The sequence below is a fragment of the Bradyrhizobium sp. USDA 4369 genome (assembly GCF_054056435.1).
The window spans coordinates 5105778-5124129 of record NZ_JBSRYH010000001.1 but is presented as its reverse complement, the minus strand read 5'-3'; the positions used below and the strand labels follow the sequence as shown (position 1 = coordinate 5124129).

The window sequence follows — 18352 nt, the reverse complement described above, 5'->3', positions numbered from 1 at the left end:
GCGAGCGCATGAAAAAAGCGGCGGGGTTTCCCCCGCCGCTTTCGATTTTGAGATGATGCGACTGGACCTCAGCGCAGCAGCTGCAGCACGCTCGCCTGCGACTGGTTGGCGAGCGACAGCGCGGACACCGCGATCGACTGGCGGGTCGACAGCGCCTGGCTATTGGCCGCTTCCTCGTTGGTGTCGGCCAAGGTCAGGTTCGACGAGCCGGTCTGCAGCACGTTGATCAGGTTCTTGTTGAAGTCCTGACGGATCTGCACCACCGACAGGTTCGAACCCAAGGTCGACGCTTCATTGCGCAGCGTGGAGCTCGCCGTGTTGAGCACGCCGATCACCTTGTTCGCCGAGTTGTTGTCGAGGAAGTCGGTGCCCGAGGTCAGGGTCGACAGACCCAGGCCGCCGGTGTTGAAGGTCACGCCGGTGATCGACAGCGTCGACTTGCCGTTCTCGTTGAAGGTGAGCTTCAGCGTGTCGCCGTTGAGCAGGTTGACGCCGTTGAACGAGGCATCGGCTGCGGTCGTGTTGATCTGCGCCAGCACGTTGTTGTACTGCGCGACCAGGCTCGACCGCTGCGACTGCGCGGTCGCATCAGCCACCGGAGCCGCCGCCGTCAGGCCGTTGAAGGACTGGCTCGCCGCCGCCGCCGTACCGCCGATGGCACCGATCGTCGCCGAGGCCGCATCATTGGTGGTCGAGATCGTGATCTTGCTGGTGGCCGTGTCGAACGAGGCCTGCAGGTTGTTGGCCGCAAGCTTCGCATTCAGGTCGTTCAACGAGTTGACCTGCCCTGTTCCCAGACCGAACGTGACACTGGTCGCCGTGCCACCTCCTGTGGCGCCGATCGTCAGCGTCTGCCCAGACAGCGAATTGCCGACAGCACTGAGACCGAGCTTGGCCAGCGACGAGCCGGACAATGTCAGGCCTGCCGCCGGCGGCGTCAGCGTGATCGCACCAGCCGTGATCGACGAGGTGACGCCGGTCGCGCTCTGGATGGTCGACAGCAGGTTCGTAACGCTGTCACCGATACCGATATTGGTGCCCGACGAGGAAGTGCCGGCGACAAAGGTAAAGGTGGTGCCGTTGACGACCAGCGTGTCGGCCGTGGTGATGCCGGTGGCCAGGTTGTTCGACGCAGTGCCTGCCGTACCCGACAGTTTGGTCGAGCCGGTGATCGCCACCGCGGACGAGGTGTTGTCGTTCAGCACGGCGGAGCCGGTGACGGCGGTGGTGCTGGCGCCGATCAGGCTGGTGGTGGTCGCGCCGGTCAGCGCAGCCGACGTCACGTTCGACTTGGTGGAGTAGCCGACGGCGCTCTGCAGCACCTGGTTGGCGATCGACTTGGCGCTGTCGACGAGCTTCTGCAGCGAGGTGATGCCGGTGTTGGCGGCCTGCAAGACCTGCACGCCGTTGCCGATACCATCGAGCAGATTGGAGATGTCGGAAGCGCGGTTGTCGAGCCCCTGCGCGGTGAAGAAGTTGGTCGGGTTGTCGAGCGCCGAGTTGACCTTCTTGCCCGTGGAGAGGTTGTTCTGGGTGGTGGCGAGGAGCTGAGCTGTCGACTGGAGCGACAGCAGGTTCTGGCGCACCGACGCCGAGAGAACGATACCTGACATTTTCATACCCTTCTGGTGTGAAACAAATTGCCCGATCCCTTCGAGATCGAGCGTCGTTGCGGGCCGAGTGTTTCGACCTTGGCGACGGGCGTCACGGTGAACGGCAGTGGCTAACAAACGCTGAAGCGGTTGCAGCGACTTTCCGTTTCAATTCCACCGACAGGTAGTTAGTGCGGTCAGGCGTATCCGCGCCGGCCGCGGAGGCCCGTTGAAAAGGCTCACGGATTTACCAAGCCGGTCGGTTCTTCACACCCCGTAAACCACTTTTGAAAGGTTTCGAGCGCTCCCGCGCCAAGCACCGTTCACGGCGAGATGCGCGACGCGATCACAATGCCAGCGGCGGCGACTCGATCTGCAACAGCGGCGTGACGCCGGCGGCGCGCTGCCGTCCGAAGCTCAGCACCGCGGCGACCAGCCGCGCAATGTCGGCGCGCTGCGTCCGATGATTCACGATCGCCGCACGAATTGCGAGCCGCCCATCCAGCATCGTCGTCGACGGCGCAGCAATGCCGGACTCGTGGATGTCTGCGACGATCTCTCGATTGAGCATGTCGGCATCGTCGGCGCGGTAGCGGAAGCAGACGATGTTGAGATTGACCGGCGCAAGCAGCTCCAGCTCGGACTCGGCCAGAACGAGTGCCTCGAGCTCGCGTGCAAGCGCACAGCTGTTTGCGATCATCGCGCCGAGCGCATCGCCCCCGAAGGTCCGCAGCGTGAACCAGGTCTTCAATGCCCGGAAACCGCGCGACAGATCCGGCCCGAGATCGCAGGGCCATTCGGCGCCCGCCGCGAGACCGCGCGTTTCGCGCCGCAGATAGGCCGCCGGCGACGCGAACGTCTCCCGATGCCGCTCACCATCACGCACGAGCAGGAATCCTGCGTCGTAGGGTACCTGCCCCCATTTATGAAAATCGAGCGCAATGGAATCCGCCTGCGCGATCCCGGCAAGCTTCGGTGCGAGCTCAGGCGACAGCATCGCGAGCGCACCGAAGGCGCCGTCAACGTGAAACCACAGGCCCGCGCTGCGGCAGAGCTCAGCCACCGCCGCCAGATCATCGATGGCGCCGATATCGACCGTGCCCGCCGAAGCGACCACGAGAAACGGATGCAGCCCGGCGTTGCGGTCCTGCGCGATCGCGGTCCGGAGCGCCGAAATGTCGATGCGATGCGCGGCGTCGGTCCGGATGCAACCGAGGGCATCGCTGCCGAGCCCGGCAATGTCCAGCGCCTTGGCGATGCAACCATGCGCGGCGGTCGAGGTGTAGGCGCGCAGCCTCCTGCCCGTCTCGCCGAGCCCGTTCTGGCGAACGGCGGCGCCGAGTGCCGCGCGGCGCGCCACCAGCACGGCCATCAGGTTGGCCATCGAGGTCCCGGTGACGAAAAGGCCGCTGGCGCCCGGTGGAAACCCGAACAGCTGCCGCGTCCAATCGACGACCTGCCGCTCGATCTCGATCGGCGCATGGTCGCGGCCGCCCAGATTGGCGTTCAATCCGGCCGCCAGCATCTCGGCAAGCATGCCGACCACCGTGCCGCCGCCATGCACCCAGCCCATGAAGCCGGGATGGACGTTGCCGGTGGCGTGGGGAACGACGAGTTCGCTGAAGTCGCGATAGACATCGGCGAGATCAGTCGGAGCGCGCGGCAGTTCGCTGCGAAAACGCCCCCGTGTCGCCTCGGACATCGGTTGCCAGACCGGACGTTCACGGATGCCGGCGACGTAATCGATCATGTCGTCGAGCATGCGATGCCCCTGCGCGCGCAGCTCGTCCCAGTCCTGCGGGTCCAGCGTCGCCGCCGGCCGCGACAGATGATCGATGCGCGCGGCGGTGCTCACGCGGCCCGCTCGGCCGCCGCTGCGGCGCGCCTGGCGATCATGGCGGCGAACGCCGCGAAGATCTTCTGCATCTGCGGCGGCTTGTACGGAAAGACGTCCGGCGGATCCATGTTGTGGACCACCGCCGTGTTGTCGGCCTCGAACACCAGCAGCGACCCGTCCTTGGTCTCCGCGCAATCGATGATGAAATAATCGAGGCCGATACGCTCGGCGATGGCCGCGAGCACAGAGCGGTGACGGCGGCCGAAGCCGATGTCGAACGTCTGCATGAACGCGGCCTCTTCGAGGCGCTTGGCCTCGCTGGCGGCCATGCCGGCGTTGAGGTACCAGATGTCCCAGCGCCGCGCGATCGCCATGTGGCAGGCGTAAGCCACGCCATCGACGAAGACGACGCGATATTTGCGGAACAGGCCGTCCTCGCTCGCATAATCGATGAAGCGCGACACGAAGAACTCCTGCTCCTCGCGCTCGTCGAGATAAAGCGAGAGCTCGATCGGCTCATCGACCTTCTCCAGGCCGACGCCGGCATGCGAGCCGCGCGGACGGACGATGATCGGAAAGCCGAGCGCGGCAGCAACGTCCCCGATCAGCTCGCGCTCCTCCGCGACCTCGTTCAACCGCTCGCGGTTGATCGGAATGGTGGCCGGGATCGAAAGACCGTCGATGCCTTCGAGCAGCGCATGCAGCTTGTCGCGATCGAGATGCCAGATGCGCTGCGGCGGATTGAGCAGCGGGCGCGGCCAGCGCGCCGCGACGGCGTCGACCTCGCGCAGCGTGTGCTGGCAGTCGTCCGAATCCGAGGCGATGACGATGGCGACGTCGTGGGCCGGCAGCGGCGACGGCAGCTCCGCGCCTGGAACGATGTAGAGCAACATCAGCTCGATATCGCTGTCTTCGAGCAGGAACTCGATCGGCGTGTTGCTGCCCATGTCGGTGGCGGCCGCGAGCGCCAGCACGCGCAGCCGCGGCGTCGCACTGCCGCCGGCCACACGATAGAGCTGATGCGATTGCAGCACATCGTGCTGGATCGCCAGTCCGGACGCCTTGTCGCCGCGCAGCTGAGCCATCAGCGCGAGGTCGAGCCCCTCCCCCGGCGCGGCGTTGCCGCCAAGCAGCTTGGCCAGCAATGCGGTCCATTGCGGCTCGAGGTCCTGGCCGTCGAACGCGGCCTTGGCGATCTTGGCCATGCCGATCCGGTCGGCACACCCTGCGCATGCCGAGTCTGCGAGCGCGAGCAAATCAATTGGCATTGCAGATATCCCTGAGATCCTGGCTGCTCACATCCGACACGAGCAGCTCTGTTTTGGCGACGACGTCGACGATATGGTCGATCTCGGCTTCGAGATTGATGCGGCAGCCGGTGATGTCGTCACACCACGCCTCCGTCACCTGGCGGGCGCCGATGCACAGCCGCAGCGCGGCGATCGGCGCTTCGCAGGGACGTTCGATGCGGACCGGCTGGCCGACGAGACATTGACGGGCCGCGACATCGGCCAGGCGCCCGCTGAAGCGGCTGCTCAAATCCAGCTGCAGCGCGCGATAGACGGCCTGAGTTTCGCCGACGCCGAGCAGCTGCCCGTGCCGCTGCAGCGCGAACGGGAAGATGGTGGCAAAGCCGAACTCGCCATTGTCGTCGTCCGCAGCCAGCTCTCGGCGCGCGATCGGGCGCAGCACGGGTGACAGCACCAGCAGGCTGTCGATCGCCTCGCCGAGCTGCCTGATCGCCATACGGCGAAACGCGACGGGTACACGGTGATAGGCCGCGATCTCCTCGAGGGCCGCCTCCCAGCGCAGCCATTGACCGATATTGGCGCGCGGCACCGAGCGCGCCCGCAGATCGGTCCAGTCCACCGGCCAGTCAGAACGATTGACGTAGTCGAACACGCCGGACGCCACCGGACCGCCGTCGCGCAACGCCGACGACACGGTGCGCGGCACCAGCAGTGCTCCGCTGAAGGCCGGACCGCCGAAGAATTTGGAGCCCGAGATCAGCACCAGATGGCCGCGCGCGAGATGGTCGCGCAGCCGCGGCCTGCCAAGCCGCATCTGGCACGCATCGACCACGACCTGAACGCGGCCGGGCCAGCGCTGTGCCACCTCGTCGAGGCATTCACGCCCCGGCGCATGCCAGCCGAGCTTCGAGGCGTCCATGACCTGCAGCAGCACGTGGCGTCCATCGCGAACCAGGGCATCGACGGCGCCGAGCACGGCCGCATCGATGTCGCTACGCGGCTGCAACGCGTTGCCATCCAACAGCGGCAGCGGCACGGCCTGACCGGACAGGCCCGCGATCGGCGCCTCCCTGGTCACAGCCACGCCATTCGCCGTCCGCGTGCTGAAATGGCTGCCGCGCATGCTGGCCGCCGTCCCGCTGCCGGTCTGGTCGGACGCCACGACCACGCTGGTCACGGCATCACCGAGCAACGCCCGCGTCAGCGCCAGCGCGTGCAGCTGCGAATCCGTTCCGGATGGCGAGAAGACGATGTCGACATCATCCGGCAGGCCGAGATGCTGCCGCAGCTCGCAGCGCATCTCCTCGGTGCGCCGGTCGAGCGCCGCCTCCAGGCCGAGCGAGATCGCCGCATGCATCAGCTGCTCGCGTGCGCGCTCCACATGGGCATAGGCGCGCTCGGAAATCGGCGAAGCCGTGCTCGATGCAAAGCACAGCAGGTCGGGCATGGGCGCCGGCCCGCAGCCATAGGCGCTGCGGCCCCAGGGCCGGTCCAAAGCAAGGCGGGTGTCGCCGCCATCGATCAGGAGATCGCCGAGCAAGGCGAACAGGTCGCGCAGCCCACCCCCGGCGCGTTGCGGCGGCCGATCGGCCTCCGACGAGTCCCTGATTTCCGACCGGGTCGCAGCGGAATTCATCGCGCGATCATCAGGCCGCATCGACTTCAGCAGCGGTCGGGACCGCCACTGCCGACGCGAATTGCGAGGCGACATTGCCATGGAAGACCGCCGGACCGACATGATCGAGCCGGCTGTCGAGATCGGCCCATATCTCGCCGCCGAGATCGGTCCAGCGCCTGCAGAACGCGAAATCCTCGCTGAGATAGGTGCCGGTCTCCGGCTCGATCATGCATTCGAACAGCGCGAAACGGTTGGGGCTGCCGGCCAGCGCATCCTGCGAATGCTCGCGGAAGAACCGCAGCGGCGCATAGCCCGGATGGGCGATCATCGCCTCGATCGCGCGGCGGCGGATCATCAGGAAGCCGGTGCCGGCGTAGCGCACCCGGGTGAAACCATTGACCACCGCGACGTGATCCGGATTGTCGATCTCAAGAACGTAATCCAGCGCCGCCGCCGGCACGTCCATACGGTTGTCGCTGATGGCCCGGCGCGCCTTGGTCCAGTTGACCTTCTTGATCGGATAGACACCGGCGACCATGTCGCCGCCGGATTCGATCAGCCGAAACACCTGCCGGGGCGTGAAGCCGATGTCGGCATCGATGAACAGCAGATGCGTGGCGGCCGGATCATTGAGAAACAGCGTGACCAGATTGGCCCTGGCCCGCGTGATCAACGCGTCGCCGTCGCGCATGTGGACGGTGAGGTCGACATTGGACGTGGTCCGCAGTTCCCGCTGCAGGGCGAACAACGAGCTCGCATAGATGCTCGACACCTGGCCGCCGAAGCACGGGGTCGCGATCACCAGGTGAATCCGCTCGTCGGTCACGTTGCTCACGTCAGCCTCCAGATGAAGAGGCTCCCGCCCCAGATCTGAATAAAAGCTAAAGAGACGTGGTTAACGAAAGCCTAACCGACGCCTCCCGCAATTCTACAGGAACTTCACCAGCGACAGCTGCGCCAGCATCGCCGTCGTCTGGTAGGAGGCCTGGAGGTTGGTCTGCAGCTGCAGGATCTGGCTCGCGACCTCCGATTGGGTGATGCCCTCCGTCTGATCGACCAGGCTCTGCATCGCCGCTTTCGCCTGGGTCTGGCGCGCGGTGGCATCCTTCATCGTGGTCTGGGCGTTGGCGAAGTCGGTCTGGATATCCGAGATCGACTGCTGGCCGAGTTGCGGCGTCAGGTTGGCGGCGATCCGCTGGCTGAGCGCAGCAATCTGCGGACCGGCATTGGTGGCGGCCGGCGGCGTGTTCACCGCGGCGTAGACTGCGGTCTGCTGCACGAGATTGCGGATGGCGAATTCGTTGGCCTGGGCGCCGAACTGAATGCTCTGCGCAGTGTCAATCCGGATGGTCGAGCTCGACCGCGCCGTGCCCGGCCCGCTATTGCCGGTGTACCAGTTGACCGTGTTGGCGGAGCCGTTGACGAGGCTGGTCGCCGATCCCAGCGGCGTGCCGGAGACACGCAAGGGCGGCGTCGGCGCCGTCACCGTGCCGGAGAGCCCCAGCGCCGCGAAGGCACCCGCATTGGAGCTGGAAACCGAGAAACTCGCGGCATTGTCGGTGCGCAGGGTGATCACCCCGCCGCTCACCGTCGAAGGCTTGGAGGTGCCGCTGAGCCCATCGATCTTCGACAGCAGCGTCTGCACGCTGTCGGTGACGTTGATCTGGTTGTTGCCGTTCGCTCCCGAGGCGACGAAGGTGAGCGTCTGGCCGTTGACGGTGATGGTGTCGCCGGCGGTGAAATTGGTGGCGATCGAGTCGGTGCTGGCTGCACCGGACAGCAGCGTCGCGCCGGTGATCGGCGCCGGCGTCGCGGCCTTGTTGTTGACGGCGGTGCCGAACACCGAGCTTGCCGTATTGAAGAAGTTGTCGCCGGCCGTCACCGCGGAGGCTGCAACCAGCGAGGTGCCCGCCAGGGTCGACAGCGCCGTGTTCAGCGCCGCGTTCAGATTGGCCGAGGTCGCCGCCGGCGTCGCGCCGATCGCGAATGTGTTGGCCGGCGCGGGCGTCGTGGTCGAGGCAGTCAGCTTGATCGACTCGGACGTTCCATCCGGCAGCTTGAAGGTGAAGCTGATCTGGTCGCCGGCATTGGGATTGCCGGCGGTGAGATCGACGGAGATGCCGGCCGGCGAGCCGGAGGGGCCGGTCACGGTGGCATTGGTCAGCGACGAGGTCACCGAGCTGAGCTTGAAGCCAAAGGGCGAGCCCGCGACATCTTCCGACAGAGTGATCGGCATGGTGGCGGATGCCGACAGGTTGAGGCGGCCGAGACCGTTCAACCCGAGATCGGCCTGCCGCCGTTCCGCGATCACCTGCTTCAGGCCGGCCTGGGTATTGGTGCCGTTCAGAATATCGTCGGCCGAAGCCAGCGCCGGCCGGTCGGTGGCGCTGCCGGAGAAGATGAAGCGGTCGCCGACCTGGGTATTGAGGATGCCGACGATGGCCGACAGGTTCGACGATGCGGTCTGCTGCCCCGTGGTCTGTCCGCTGCTGGTCAGGTTCTGCGGCGTGGCCGAAGCTCCACTCTGCACCTGGCCACCGATCTTGGACAACGACTGCAGCGAGGTGTTGACTGCACCGATGACCGTGTTGACATGCGTCATGGTCAGCGAGAACGCCGAGATGTTCGACAGCTGCGCCCGCGCCGCGATCGCAAAGCCCTCGTCAGGCCCCATGCCGGCATAGTTGTTCGCCTTGGTGCCGCTCGACAGCTGGGTCGAAAGGTCCGCGAGCTGGCTCGTGATGTTCCGCACGGACAGGCCGAGCAGAGAGCTTCCGTAATTGATACTGCTGATCGACATCTTACACGCGCCTTACTGGTAGGCCTGGAGCAGGCTCTGCATCATGCTTTGCACGACCGACATGATATGGGCGTTGGCCGAGTAGGTGTTCTGGACCTGGATGAGGTTGGACATTTCGCTGTCCATGTTGACCCCGGCCGTCGAGTTGAACTTCTCCTTCAGCGTGCTGACGACCACGCTCTGCCCCTGGCTGAGCTGGGTCGCGAGCGTCGACGCACTGCCCTGCTGGCTGACGACCTGTTGCAGATAGCCGGACACCGTGCCCTGGAACGGCTGAGCAGCGGAGCCGAGGCCGGTCTTGGGCGAATAGCTGAAGGTGGCCGAGGTCAGCTGTGCGAACAGGAAATCGGGCCGCGTCGAATCCCCGGCCGCGGTCTGCGGCGAGGTCGAATAGGTCGACAGCTTGGTCGGGTCGTTGAGCAGCGCCGGATTGACGTTGAGCCGCCCAGCGAGTCCGGTCATCTGCGAGCCGGACGCGGTGATCGCGCCGGTGTAGAGCGCCCCGCCATCGGTAAACACCGGCAGCTGCGCGCTGCCACTCGCGAGCGTCTGCACCGTGGTGGTCGCCGAGGCAGATTTGACGGTCGCCTGGCTGGTGCCGTCATCGGTGATGCGCAGCGTGGCTCCCGACGGGTTCGAGAACTGCAAATGCGCGCCGCCGAGCGCGCTGTTCAGCTGCGACACCACCGAGGCCATGCCAAGCGAGAAATCGACGCCGACATAGCTGGGATTGGCATTGGTGGCATTCTGCAGCGGCAGCGCCGCGGGATCGTTGACGTTGACGATCTTGACCTGGCGCTGGACGTTGCTCGAATCCGTGTAGGTCAGGTTGATGGTGTTGCCCGCGAGCAGACCCGTCGTCGACACGTCGAAGCCGGCCGGAGGACCCGCGACTGCCGTACCGGCCGTGGTCTTGTCGGACAGCGCCGATGCCATGGTGGCTGCGAGCTGGTCGACCTGGGTCTGCGCCTGAACCAGGGTCTGGTCGCGCAGCTTGAGATCGGCGGCGATCTGGCCGGAGTTCAAGAGATTGTTGGACACGACGTCAAGCGAGACGCCGTTTGAAAGCTTGATGTTGAGCTGCCCGACGCCGCTCTTGGTCGGATTGCTGTTGTACTGCGACGTGGCGTCGAGCGTGCCCGGCGAGGAGAAGGTGAATTGCGAGCTGAGGCCCGCCCCGACCAGTTGGACGCCCGAATTGGTGAACACGCTGACGCCGTTGCTGCCGTCCGATACGACGCGGATGTCGACATATTTCGACAGCGTATTGATGGCGTTGTCGCGCTGGTCCTGCAGCGTCGCCGACAGCGGATCGGAGCTGTTGAGGCCCTGCAACTGCGTGTTCAGAGTGGCGATCTGGGAGATCGCCGCATTGGCCTGCGTCACCGAGTTGCCGATGTCCTGCTCGACATTGCTGCGCAGGGTCTGGATGCCCTTGGTGGTCGCATTGAGCTGCTGCGCCAGGCCTTGCGCGGCGGACAAGGCCACCGATTGCGCCGACTGGTTGCTCGGATTGTTCGACAGCGATTGCAGCGCTGTCGTGAAGTTGTTGAGCGACGTCTCCAACGTGCCGCTGCCGCCGGGCGTGCCGTAGACGCTTTGCAGCTGCTTCAGAATGTTGGCGATCTGATCGGCATAGGCTCCGCCCGAGGTCTCGGTGCGGAGCTGGTTCTGAACGAACAAGTCGAGCTGACGGTTGACGCCGGTCGTCATCACCGTCGAGCCGAAGCCGCCGCTGGCGACCTCGATCTGGTTCGGGTTCTGCGCGACGTAGCCGGGCGTGTTCGCGTTGGCGACGTTCGACGAGATGATCGACAACGCCGCCTGCGTCGAGCGCAGGCCGGACATCGCGGTCGAGAGGGCTGAACTCAAACCCATGTTCGTTTGCCTTATGTCAATTCAACTGCCACGTGCCGCGGTTAGCGCAGCACGTTCAGAAGATCCTGCACCATCGAATTGGCCGTCGTGATCACCTTGGTGTTGGCCGAATAGGCCTGCTGGGTCACGATCAGCTTGGTGAACTCGTCGGCGATGTCCGTATTCGACCCTTCCAGCGAACCGCCGGAGATCTTGCCGGACGCGCCGATGATGGCCTGGCCGGACTGGTCGGTCGCCTCATAGGCGCCACCGTCGAGCGCCTTCAGGTAGTTGGTGCCGTTGAAGTGCGACAGCGTCACCTGGGCGAGGTTGATGGTCTGGCCGTTGGAGAAGGTGCCGGTGACGATGCCGCTGTTGTTGACGGCGACCGACTGCAGCTGGCCGGCGGCGAAGCCGTTCTGCGTGATGTTGTTGATGGTCGCCGAGCCGATCGTGCTGGCATATTGCGTCAGCGCGCCGGAGGAGATGTTGAGGCTGACGGTGCCGAGCGTGGTACCGTCGACCACGATGTTGGGGATCGAGATCGACGACGTTGTCGGCGAGGTGAGCGAGCCGTCGGAGGCGAAGGTGAAATTGGTACCGACATTCTGCCAGGCCACCGTCGAGCCGGTCGCGCTCGAATTGGTCTGATAGAACAGGTTCCAGACATCCTTGTGGCCGGTGCCGAGCGTCGAGCTGTCGACCTTGCCCCAGCGCAACTGCACGTTCACGGGCGTACCCGCGGAGTTGTAGGCGGTGACCGCGCCGCCCGAGATCGTCTCGTTGTTGAAATTGGTGAGATCGTTGCCGATCACGATCCCGGTGCCGGCGCTCGCCGTGCGGTTCAGCGCCACCGGCGATGTGAAGCCGAGCGCGGTGAAGCCAGCCGAGGCGCTGCTCAGGCTCCAATTCTCGCCGCTGCCGGAATGCAGCGTGATCTTGCCGGCGGTGATCGTCGGCTGCACGCCGGTCACCGCGGCGATCTTCGCCAGCAGCGTGCCGACGGAGTCGCCGACATTGATCTGGGTGCCCGAAGCGCCGGAGGCGACGAAGGTGAAGGTGACGACGTCACCGGCACTGCCGGTCAGGGTGATGGTGTCGCCGGCGGTGAAGTTGGTCGTGATCGAGTCGGTGGCCGCCGCGCCCGACAGCAAGGTCGAGGTGGTGATGTTCGCCGCATTCTTGTTGACGGCGGTGCCGCCGGTGACGGTGGCGTCGGCGTAGAAATTGGTGCCGACCGGCAGCGGCACGTTGGAGAGGTCGGCCGAGTTGAGGCCGCCGGCCGCGACCAGCGTGCCCGTGGCCGCATTGCCGCTGGCGCCGGTCTTCGGCTGCGTCGGCAGGTTGGCAGCATATTGGATCGCGGTGGTCGCCTGCGCCGGTACGAAATTGTTGGCGAACTGCAGCACGGTCGGAACGTTGCCGGTGGCGTTGCCGGTCTTCGGATCGACCGCGACGCCCATCAGGTAGTAGCCGGCGCCGTTGATCAGGTTGCCGTTGGCATTGAGCTGGAAGTCGCCGCGGCGGGTGTAGTTGGTGACGCCGGTGAAGACCGGCACGTTGTCGACCACCGACGAGGCCTTCTGGACGTTGAAGAAGCCGTCGCCATTGATCGCCATGTTGGTGGCGACTGACGACGTCGAGACGGTGCCCTGGGTGGTGATGGTCGCCTTGGCGAAAGCGGTCACGCCGCCAGCATTCTGCCGGGTCGGGTTGGTGGCGTTGGGGATCAGGTCCTCGAAGCTGGTGCCGATGCCCTTGTAGCCGACGGTCGACGCGTTCGCGATGTTACCGGAAATGTTCTGCAGCGCGAATGACTGAGCGGACAGACCGCTCACCGAGGTGTTCATCGCGTCGAAGATACCCATACCATTCTCTCCACATTGACCCGGCCGCCGGTCCGCCCCTGGCCGCGTTTTCGTGGAGAGTGTCGCAATCGCCGTGCCAAATATGAATTCGCTGCGAAATCAGCGACTTGCGAAATGACAACGGCAAAAAACCAGTATCAAAAGTGGTGAACAATTGCCGAGCCGGCAGTTCTTGCCGGGCCAGACGCGCGCAATCGCGCCCCGGCTCAGCTGCATGTTGCACGCCCCGGCGCGTCGTCAGACCCGCATGTCCAGGCTTGAACGGACGCGCCGGCGAATCCGGGCGCAGATTCGTCAGGTCGAGGATGGATTGGCCGGATGGAACACCAGCGACAGGCCGTCCATGCAGTAGCGCAAGCCGGTCGGCTTGGGGCCGTCATCGAACACATGGCCGAGATGGCCGCCACAGCGCCGACAATGCACCTCGGTGCGCACCATGCCGTAGGTCTTGTCCTGGCGGGTGCCCACCGCATTGTCGAGCGGCTTGAAGAAGCTTGGCCAGCCGGTGCCGCTGTCGAACTTGGTCTCCGAGGAGAACAGCGGCAGATCGCAGCCGGCGCAGGCGAAGATGCCCTTGCGGTGCTCCTTGAGCAGCGGGCTGGTCCAGGGCCGCTCGGTGCCCTCCTCGCGCAGGATCTCGTATTGCTGCGGGGTCAGCTGGGCGCGCCACTCGGCCTCGGTCTTCTCGATCTCGAACTTCTCGGCGGCGCGGGCGGGCGCGGAGCCGCCGAACCAGCGCAAGGCGGCGAAACCGAACAGTCCGGCAGCAGTGGTGAGCATCAGGCGGCGGTCGATCATGGCGGTCTCCGTGCGGCGGGGGGTTGCCGGAGTTACGGATGGGATGCCGCGAAGTTACGTCAGGCGCCGGTCCAGCGCCTCACTTTCTTGCGAGGTCTCAGCCCTCCCCGGCATCGGGACGACGGGTGAGGTCAGATGGCTGCGGCCGCAGCGGCAGCCGCGCGCCCGGGCGCTGGGCCGCCTGGCGACGGGCCTCGGCCGCCCTGAGCTCGCGGGCCCGCTCCTGCGCCCGCGCCCGCTCGCGCTGCCGCGCCAGCGTCCCGGCCGCCGCCGCGCGGCCGCGGACCCAGAGATTGACGACATGACCCGCCACCCGGCCGCTGACGCCGCCGGCCCAGACCAGCTCGAACGGCGAGAACAGCTTCCAGCGGTCGTCCCCGCCGAGGATTCCCTGCGCGATCAGCTGCCCCGCCATGGCCGAGCTGTTCATCCCCTGCCGCCCGAAGCCGCTCGCGACCCACAGGCCTTTGCGCAACTGCCCGACCTGCGGCATGCCGTGCACGGTCTGGCCGGTGACGCCGCCGAAGGTGTCGGCGATCTCGACATTGCCGAGCTGCGGAAACACGGTGCGGATGCGGCGCTGCAGCGCCGAGGCGAAGCCGCTCGGCCGCGCGTTCCAGGTGGTCTCGGGGCTCGCCCATATCAGCCGGTCGCCATCGACGACGCGGAAATGGTCGACGCCGTCGGCATCACTGACCGAGCCCTTGAAGGCAATGGCCTCCGCCAGGCGCTCACCGAGCGGCGCGGTCACGCCGCCATAGCGCCACACCGGCAGCAGCGTATCCGACAATCGTTGCAGCGGCGCGCCGAGATGGACGTTGCCGGCCAGCACGATGTGCGAGGCGCGCATCCGCGCCGACGGCGTGACGATGCGCTTGCGCACGCCTGACGGGTCGATGCTGACCACCGGCGTGTCCTCGAAGATCCGTGCGCCCGCCTTGCGGGCGAGCCGCGCCAGAGCGTGGACATATTCGCGGCCGTCGAGCTGAAAGGCCTTGGGGTAGTACACGCCATGGAAATAGCGATCGGTCTTGAGCTCGGTCCTGACCCGCTCGACCTGCCAGCCTTCGACGTCGGTGTCGAAATCCTCGTGCAGCATCTGCAGCCGTCGGATCAGGGCATCGCCGGCATCGACATTGGAGACTTCGAGCGCGCCCTCGCTGAGCCCGATGCCCGGCATCGACGCTTCGCTGGCCTGGGCGCGGATGAATTCGCAGCCCGCCCAGGACAACGCCCACAGCGCGCGGGCATGCGCCAGCCCGATGCGCTCGATCAGATCGGGCAGCGGCAGGTCGAATCCGGGCAGGACGGTGCCGACCATGTGGCCGGATGCGTTCCAGCCGACATGGCGGCCTTCCAGCACCGCGACGCTGGCCCCCTGCCGGGCCGCGCACAGCGCCGTGGTCAAACCGGCCAGTCCCGCCCCGACCACGCAGACATCGACGTCGAGGTCGAAATTCAGCCTGATGCGGCCGATCGCGCCTGCGGCATCCGCGTCATCGTTCGCGCTTGTGAAAGTCTCGCTCATGGCGTTTTCTTAGCCAACCCTGCGCCGGACGTCATGACGCTTTTAGTGGCGATAAAGAGACGTGGTACAGCCTGACATAGCCTAAACGATTCGAGACCGGATTCCATGCGCCGATTGATGCTGCTGCGCCACGCCAAGACCGAGACTGACGCGCCGACCGGCCGCGACCAGGACCGCCGTCTCGACGAACGCGGGCACCAGGATGCCGCCATGATCGGCGATTTCATCGCGAGCCACCCGCCCATGCCGGAGCTCGTGCTGGTCTCGCCCGCGGTCAGGGCGCAGCAGACCTGGGAACTCGCCTGGGCGGCGATGAACGGGCGTGTCGCCGCTCCGCAGGTGGAGACGGTGCCCGAGCTCTATGGCGCCGAGCCGATGCAGATCCTGCATCACATCCGGCTCGCGGCCGCGCTCGATCCGAAGCAATTGCTGGTCGTCGGCCACAATCCGGGCATGCACGAGCTCGCGCTGGCGCTCACCGGCCAGGGTGACCCGGAGGGCCGGCACGAGCTGATGCGCAACATGCCGACGGCGGGGCTCGCCGTGCTCGATTTCGACACCGAGGATTGGGGCGATGTGAGCTTCACGCGCGGCAATCTCCTGATGTTCGTCACCCCCAAGCTCCTCAAGCAGGGCTCCGATTGACAGGCCGGCCTCCCGGGGCGCGTAATGTCGCGGCAGTGAGGAGGCCTCGCGATGTTCAAATCGATTCTGGTTCCCATCGATCTGGCCGACACCGACCTTGCCAAGCCCGCGATCGCGACCGCTGCCACCTTGGCGGAGACATGGGCGGGCACGGTGCATCTGCTGAACGTCATGCCGATGACGCCGGTGATGCTGGCCGAATATGTCCCGGCCGATTTCGACGCGCAGCAGCGCGAGACCGCCGAGGAAGCGCTGTCGATCGTGGCGCGCGAATCCGGCATCCCCGCCGAGCGCGTCAGCTACGCGGTCCGCCAGGGCGGCATCTATCACGAGATCCTCGAGGAAGCGGCCAAGGTCAAGGCCGACCTGATCGTGATGACCTCTCACCGCCCGGCGATGCGCACCTACTTCCTCGGCAGCAACGCGGGGCATGTGGTGCGCTACGCGAAATGCTCGGTGCTGGTGGTGCGGCCGTAAGGGGCGCGGCTTCGTCGGCCCCAGGGATCAGCAAATCGCGGCTGTCGCGCGAAATACTCCGAGCTCCACGGCGTCATTGCGAGCGCAGCGGCGCAGCGAAGCAATCCGGGGCCGCACGCGACTCCCTGGATTGCTTCGTCGCTTCGCTCCTCGCAATGACGGAGATTTTTGCTGCCGTTCACGCTTCGCCGCTGAGATCACGGCCAATCCGCAATGAAACCCTTCGCCTTGTACGGCGCGATCTTGTCCCATTCGCTGAGCACGCGGCGGCGGAATTCGGGATGGGTGTGCCACAGATGGCGCGGCACGCCGAATCTATCCACCGTCAAGAGCATCTTCTCGACCTCCGGCCAGTGCCGCTGCAAAGTCATCGCATAGCGCCGCGCGGTCCAGCTGTTGCCGAGGCAGATCACGGTGCGGACGTTGGCGAGGCCGAGCGCGGCCTCGATCACCGGCAGCGAGAACAGCACGTTCTCGCCGGTGTTCATGGCGCGATGCTCTTCGAGAATGCGGTCGGCGGGAACGCCGCGCCGGACCATTTCATCCTTGATCAAGGCACATTCGGAGACTTCGGCCCCCGGCGTGACCCCGCCGCTGACGATGGCGTGGCGGAAATAGCCCTGCTCCCATAGCCGCGCGGCCGTGGCCGCGCGCAGCTCTTCCTCGACCCGCGTGCCGAACACGAACAGGAGGTCGGCGGGACGCAGCGGCGTGTCGGCGAAGTGCTGGGTCGAGATCGCCGCGATCTCCGATTCGTCAGGCATCCGCAGCGTGCGATCAGCCATCATTGTCCTCTTTGTCCTCCGAGACGACTGCTCATTCTCGCATAGCGCGACGGCGTCGCGCGGTCACATTCGATGACCCGGGATGACGCGGCGTGATCAGGGCAGCAGCGCCGGCGGAATGTCGGCGAACGTGTAGCTGCGCGGCACATTACGGGTGAGGAAGCCGCCGACATACCAGGCGAACATGGCGGCGAAGCCGACCAGGAACAGCGCGCCCGGCCACTCGCCGATCAGCAGCGCGCGGACCAGAAGCCCGACCATCGCGAGAGCGAACAGCGCGATCGCGGCAAGCGCCGCGCCGTAGGCGAAGCGGCCGAGGCCCGCCGTGAGCCGCGCGGTGCTGCCGCTTGCGGCGAGCCGCGCATGCAGGCCGGCGACGAAGGCCCGATAGGCCTCGCTTTGCGGCGCCATCAATGCCGCGGTCTGCCAGGACGTCGAGATGATGCTGAGGCGGCGGCCATCGCGGTTGGTGACATCGGCGCGAAACCGTTTCGCCTGCATCGACACCGGGCGGTAGGACAGGCGGATGGCGGTGATATCGGCATAGGGCCACAGACCCGTGCGGCCGGCGAACCGCCACGACAGGCCCTGCTCCGTCAGCTCGAACTGCTGCGCGACGCCGATCAGCGACGCCTTGTAGGCGTAGCGGATCAATTGGCCGTCGGCTGTGGTGGTGTCCCCGGAAATGGCTCGGTCCTGTTGCGTGGCCCGCGCGCCTTATCCTACAAACGAGCCATGAGCGAAACGGTCTATTTCCCCCGCCATCTGATCCTGGCCGGCGCCATGGCGGCCGGCGTGCTGCTGGCGCTCGCCGTGCACATGCTCGGCGCCCGCTACGGGCTCGATCTCGGCGGCTTGTGGCAGACCGAGGACGGCGCCTTCATGCCGGCCGGGTCGGCGATCGCCTGGTGGCTGATCGCCACCGTCGGCTTCTCGTCGGGCTATTTCATCGCCAACATCATGCACAGTGCGGTGTCGGGCGAGATTCCGCAGCGCATGCGCAATTTCCTGGTCGTGGTCGGCGTCTTGATGCTCGCCGGCATCGGCCAGGCGATCTCCGGGCCGAGCCCGGTGCCGTCGGCGGCCGGCGTGCTGGCCGGCCTCGCCGCGCTCGGCCTCGGCGCGCTGATGGCGTTCTGCGGCGCCAATTTCGCGCTCCGCAAGACCTGAGACTTAAGACCTGAAGCTCAAGACCTGAGGCTTCATTGCGGCGGGCGCGTCGACGCACCCCAGCGGATCACGCGGCGGCCGTGAGCATCAGCGTACCGGAGATGACCAGCGACAGCCGCAGGCCATG

At 66.2% G+C, this 18352-nt stretch carries 15 protein-coding genes; 3 read left to right on the top strand and 12 right to left on the bottom strand.

Features of this window, described 5'->3' with window-relative positions; all coding sequences use genetic code 11:
• Positions 1-68: 68 nt before the first annotated feature.
• The 10 genes from ACVIJ6_RS23135 to ACVIJ6_RS23090 all read right to left on the bottom strand — a co-directional run bounded on the left by ACVIJ6_RS23135 (position 69) and on the right by ACVIJ6_RS23090 (position 15148).
• Positions 69-1613, bottom strand: coding sequence for a flagellin N-terminal helical domain-containing protein (locus tag ACVIJ6_RS23135; protein WP_456774590.1), 1545 nt, complete (start codon positions 1611-1613; stop codon positions 69-71).
• A gap of 325 nt (positions 1614-1938) precedes the next feature.
• Positions 1939-3447 carry a pyridoxal phosphate-dependent decarboxylase family protein gene (locus ACVIJ6_RS23130; protein ID WP_456774589.1) on the bottom strand — a complete coding sequence of 503 codons (1509 nt, stop codon included), beginning with the start codon at positions 3445-3447 and terminating at the stop codon, positions 1939-1941.
• Positions 3444-4634: an ATP-grasp domain-containing protein gene (locus ACVIJ6_RS23125; protein ID WP_456777061.1), complete on the bottom strand. Its 1191-nt coding sequence runs from the start codon at positions 4632-4634 to the stop codon at positions 3444-3446. The genes ACVIJ6_RS23130 and ACVIJ6_RS23125 overlap by 4 nt, the downstream gene beginning before the upstream one ends.
• A gap of 52 nt (positions 4635-4686) precedes the next feature.
• Positions 4687-6315, bottom strand: a complete 1629-nt coding sequence (locus tag ACVIJ6_RS23120; protein ID WP_456774588.1) for a hypothetical protein — start codon at positions 6313-6315, stop codon at positions 4687-4689.
• 10 nt (positions 6316-6325) lie between these two features.
• Complete coding sequence (locus ACVIJ6_RS23115) at positions 6326-7132, bottom strand: hypothetical protein (protein WP_456774587.1); 807 nt, start codon at positions 7130-7132, stop codon at positions 6326-6328.
• Between the two features lie 93 nt (positions 7133-7225).
• On the bottom strand, positions 7226-9097 hold the full coding sequence (locus ACVIJ6_RS23110; protein ID WP_456774586.1) for a flagellar protein: 1872 nt from the start codon (positions 9095-9097) through the stop codon (positions 7226-7228).
• A gap of 12 nt (positions 9098-9109) precedes the next feature.
• Entirely contained in the window at positions 9110-10975 is a 1866-nt protein-coding gene (gene flgK, locus ACVIJ6_RS23105) for a flagellar hook-associated protein FlgK (protein WP_456774585.1), read from the bottom strand.
• Between the two features lie 41 nt (positions 10976-11016).
• Positions 11017-12822, bottom strand: coding sequence for a flagellar hook-basal body complex protein (locus tag ACVIJ6_RS23100; RefSeq protein ID WP_456774584.1), 1806 nt, complete (start codon positions 12820-12822; stop codon positions 11017-11019).
• 294 nt (positions 12823-13116) lie between these two features.
• A complete protein-coding gene (gene msrB / locus ACVIJ6_RS23095) occupies positions 13117-13620 on the bottom strand; it encodes a peptide-methionine (R)-S-oxide reductase MsrB (protein ID WP_012045458.1) in 504 nt (167 codons plus the stop codon).
• A 97-nt stretch (positions 13621-13717) separates the two neighbouring features.
• A complete protein-coding gene (locus tag ACVIJ6_RS23090; protein ID WP_456774583.1) occupies positions 13718-15148 on the bottom strand; it encodes an NAD(P)/FAD-dependent oxidoreductase in 1431 nt (476 codons plus the stop codon).
• Positions 15149-15253: 105 nt separating this feature from the next.
• Between ACVIJ6_RS23090 and ACVIJ6_RS23085 the strand changes: the two genes are divergently transcribed.
• Positions 15254-15793 carry a SixA phosphatase family protein gene (locus ACVIJ6_RS23085; protein WP_456774582.1) on the top strand — a complete coding sequence of 180 codons (540 nt, stop codon included), beginning with the start codon at positions 15254-15256 and terminating at the stop codon, positions 15791-15793.
• 51 nt (positions 15794-15844) lie between these two features.
• The gene (locus ACVIJ6_RS23080) at positions 15845-16270 is read left to right on the top strand and encodes a universal stress protein (protein ID WP_172241621.1); all 426 of its coding nucleotides are present in this window, start codon (positions 15845-15847) and stop codon (positions 16268-16270) included.
• A gap of 197 nt (positions 16271-16467) precedes the next feature.
• Here the strand turns inward: ACVIJ6_RS23080 and ACVIJ6_RS23075 are convergent, their stop codons facing one another.
• The gene (locus ACVIJ6_RS23075) at positions 16468-17055 is read right to left on the bottom strand and encodes a YdcF family protein (protein ID WP_456774581.1); all 588 of its coding nucleotides are present in this window, start codon (positions 17053-17055) and stop codon (positions 16468-16470) included.
• Between the two features lie 96 nt (positions 17056-17151).
• The gene (locus ACVIJ6_RS23070; protein WP_456774580.1) at positions 17152-17709 is read right to left on the bottom strand and encodes a hypothetical protein; all 558 of its coding nucleotides are present in this window, start codon (positions 17707-17709) and stop codon (positions 17152-17154) included.
• A gap of 81 nt (positions 17710-17790) precedes the next feature.
• On the opposite strand from ACVIJ6_RS23070, the gene ACVIJ6_RS23065 reads away from it, so the two are divergent.
• The gene (locus ACVIJ6_RS23065; protein ID WP_012045464.1) at positions 17791-18225 is read left to right on the top strand and encodes a hypothetical protein; all 435 of its coding nucleotides are present in this window, start codon (positions 17791-17793) and stop codon (positions 18223-18225) included.
• The last annotated feature ends 127 nt before the right edge of the window (positions 18226-18352 follow it).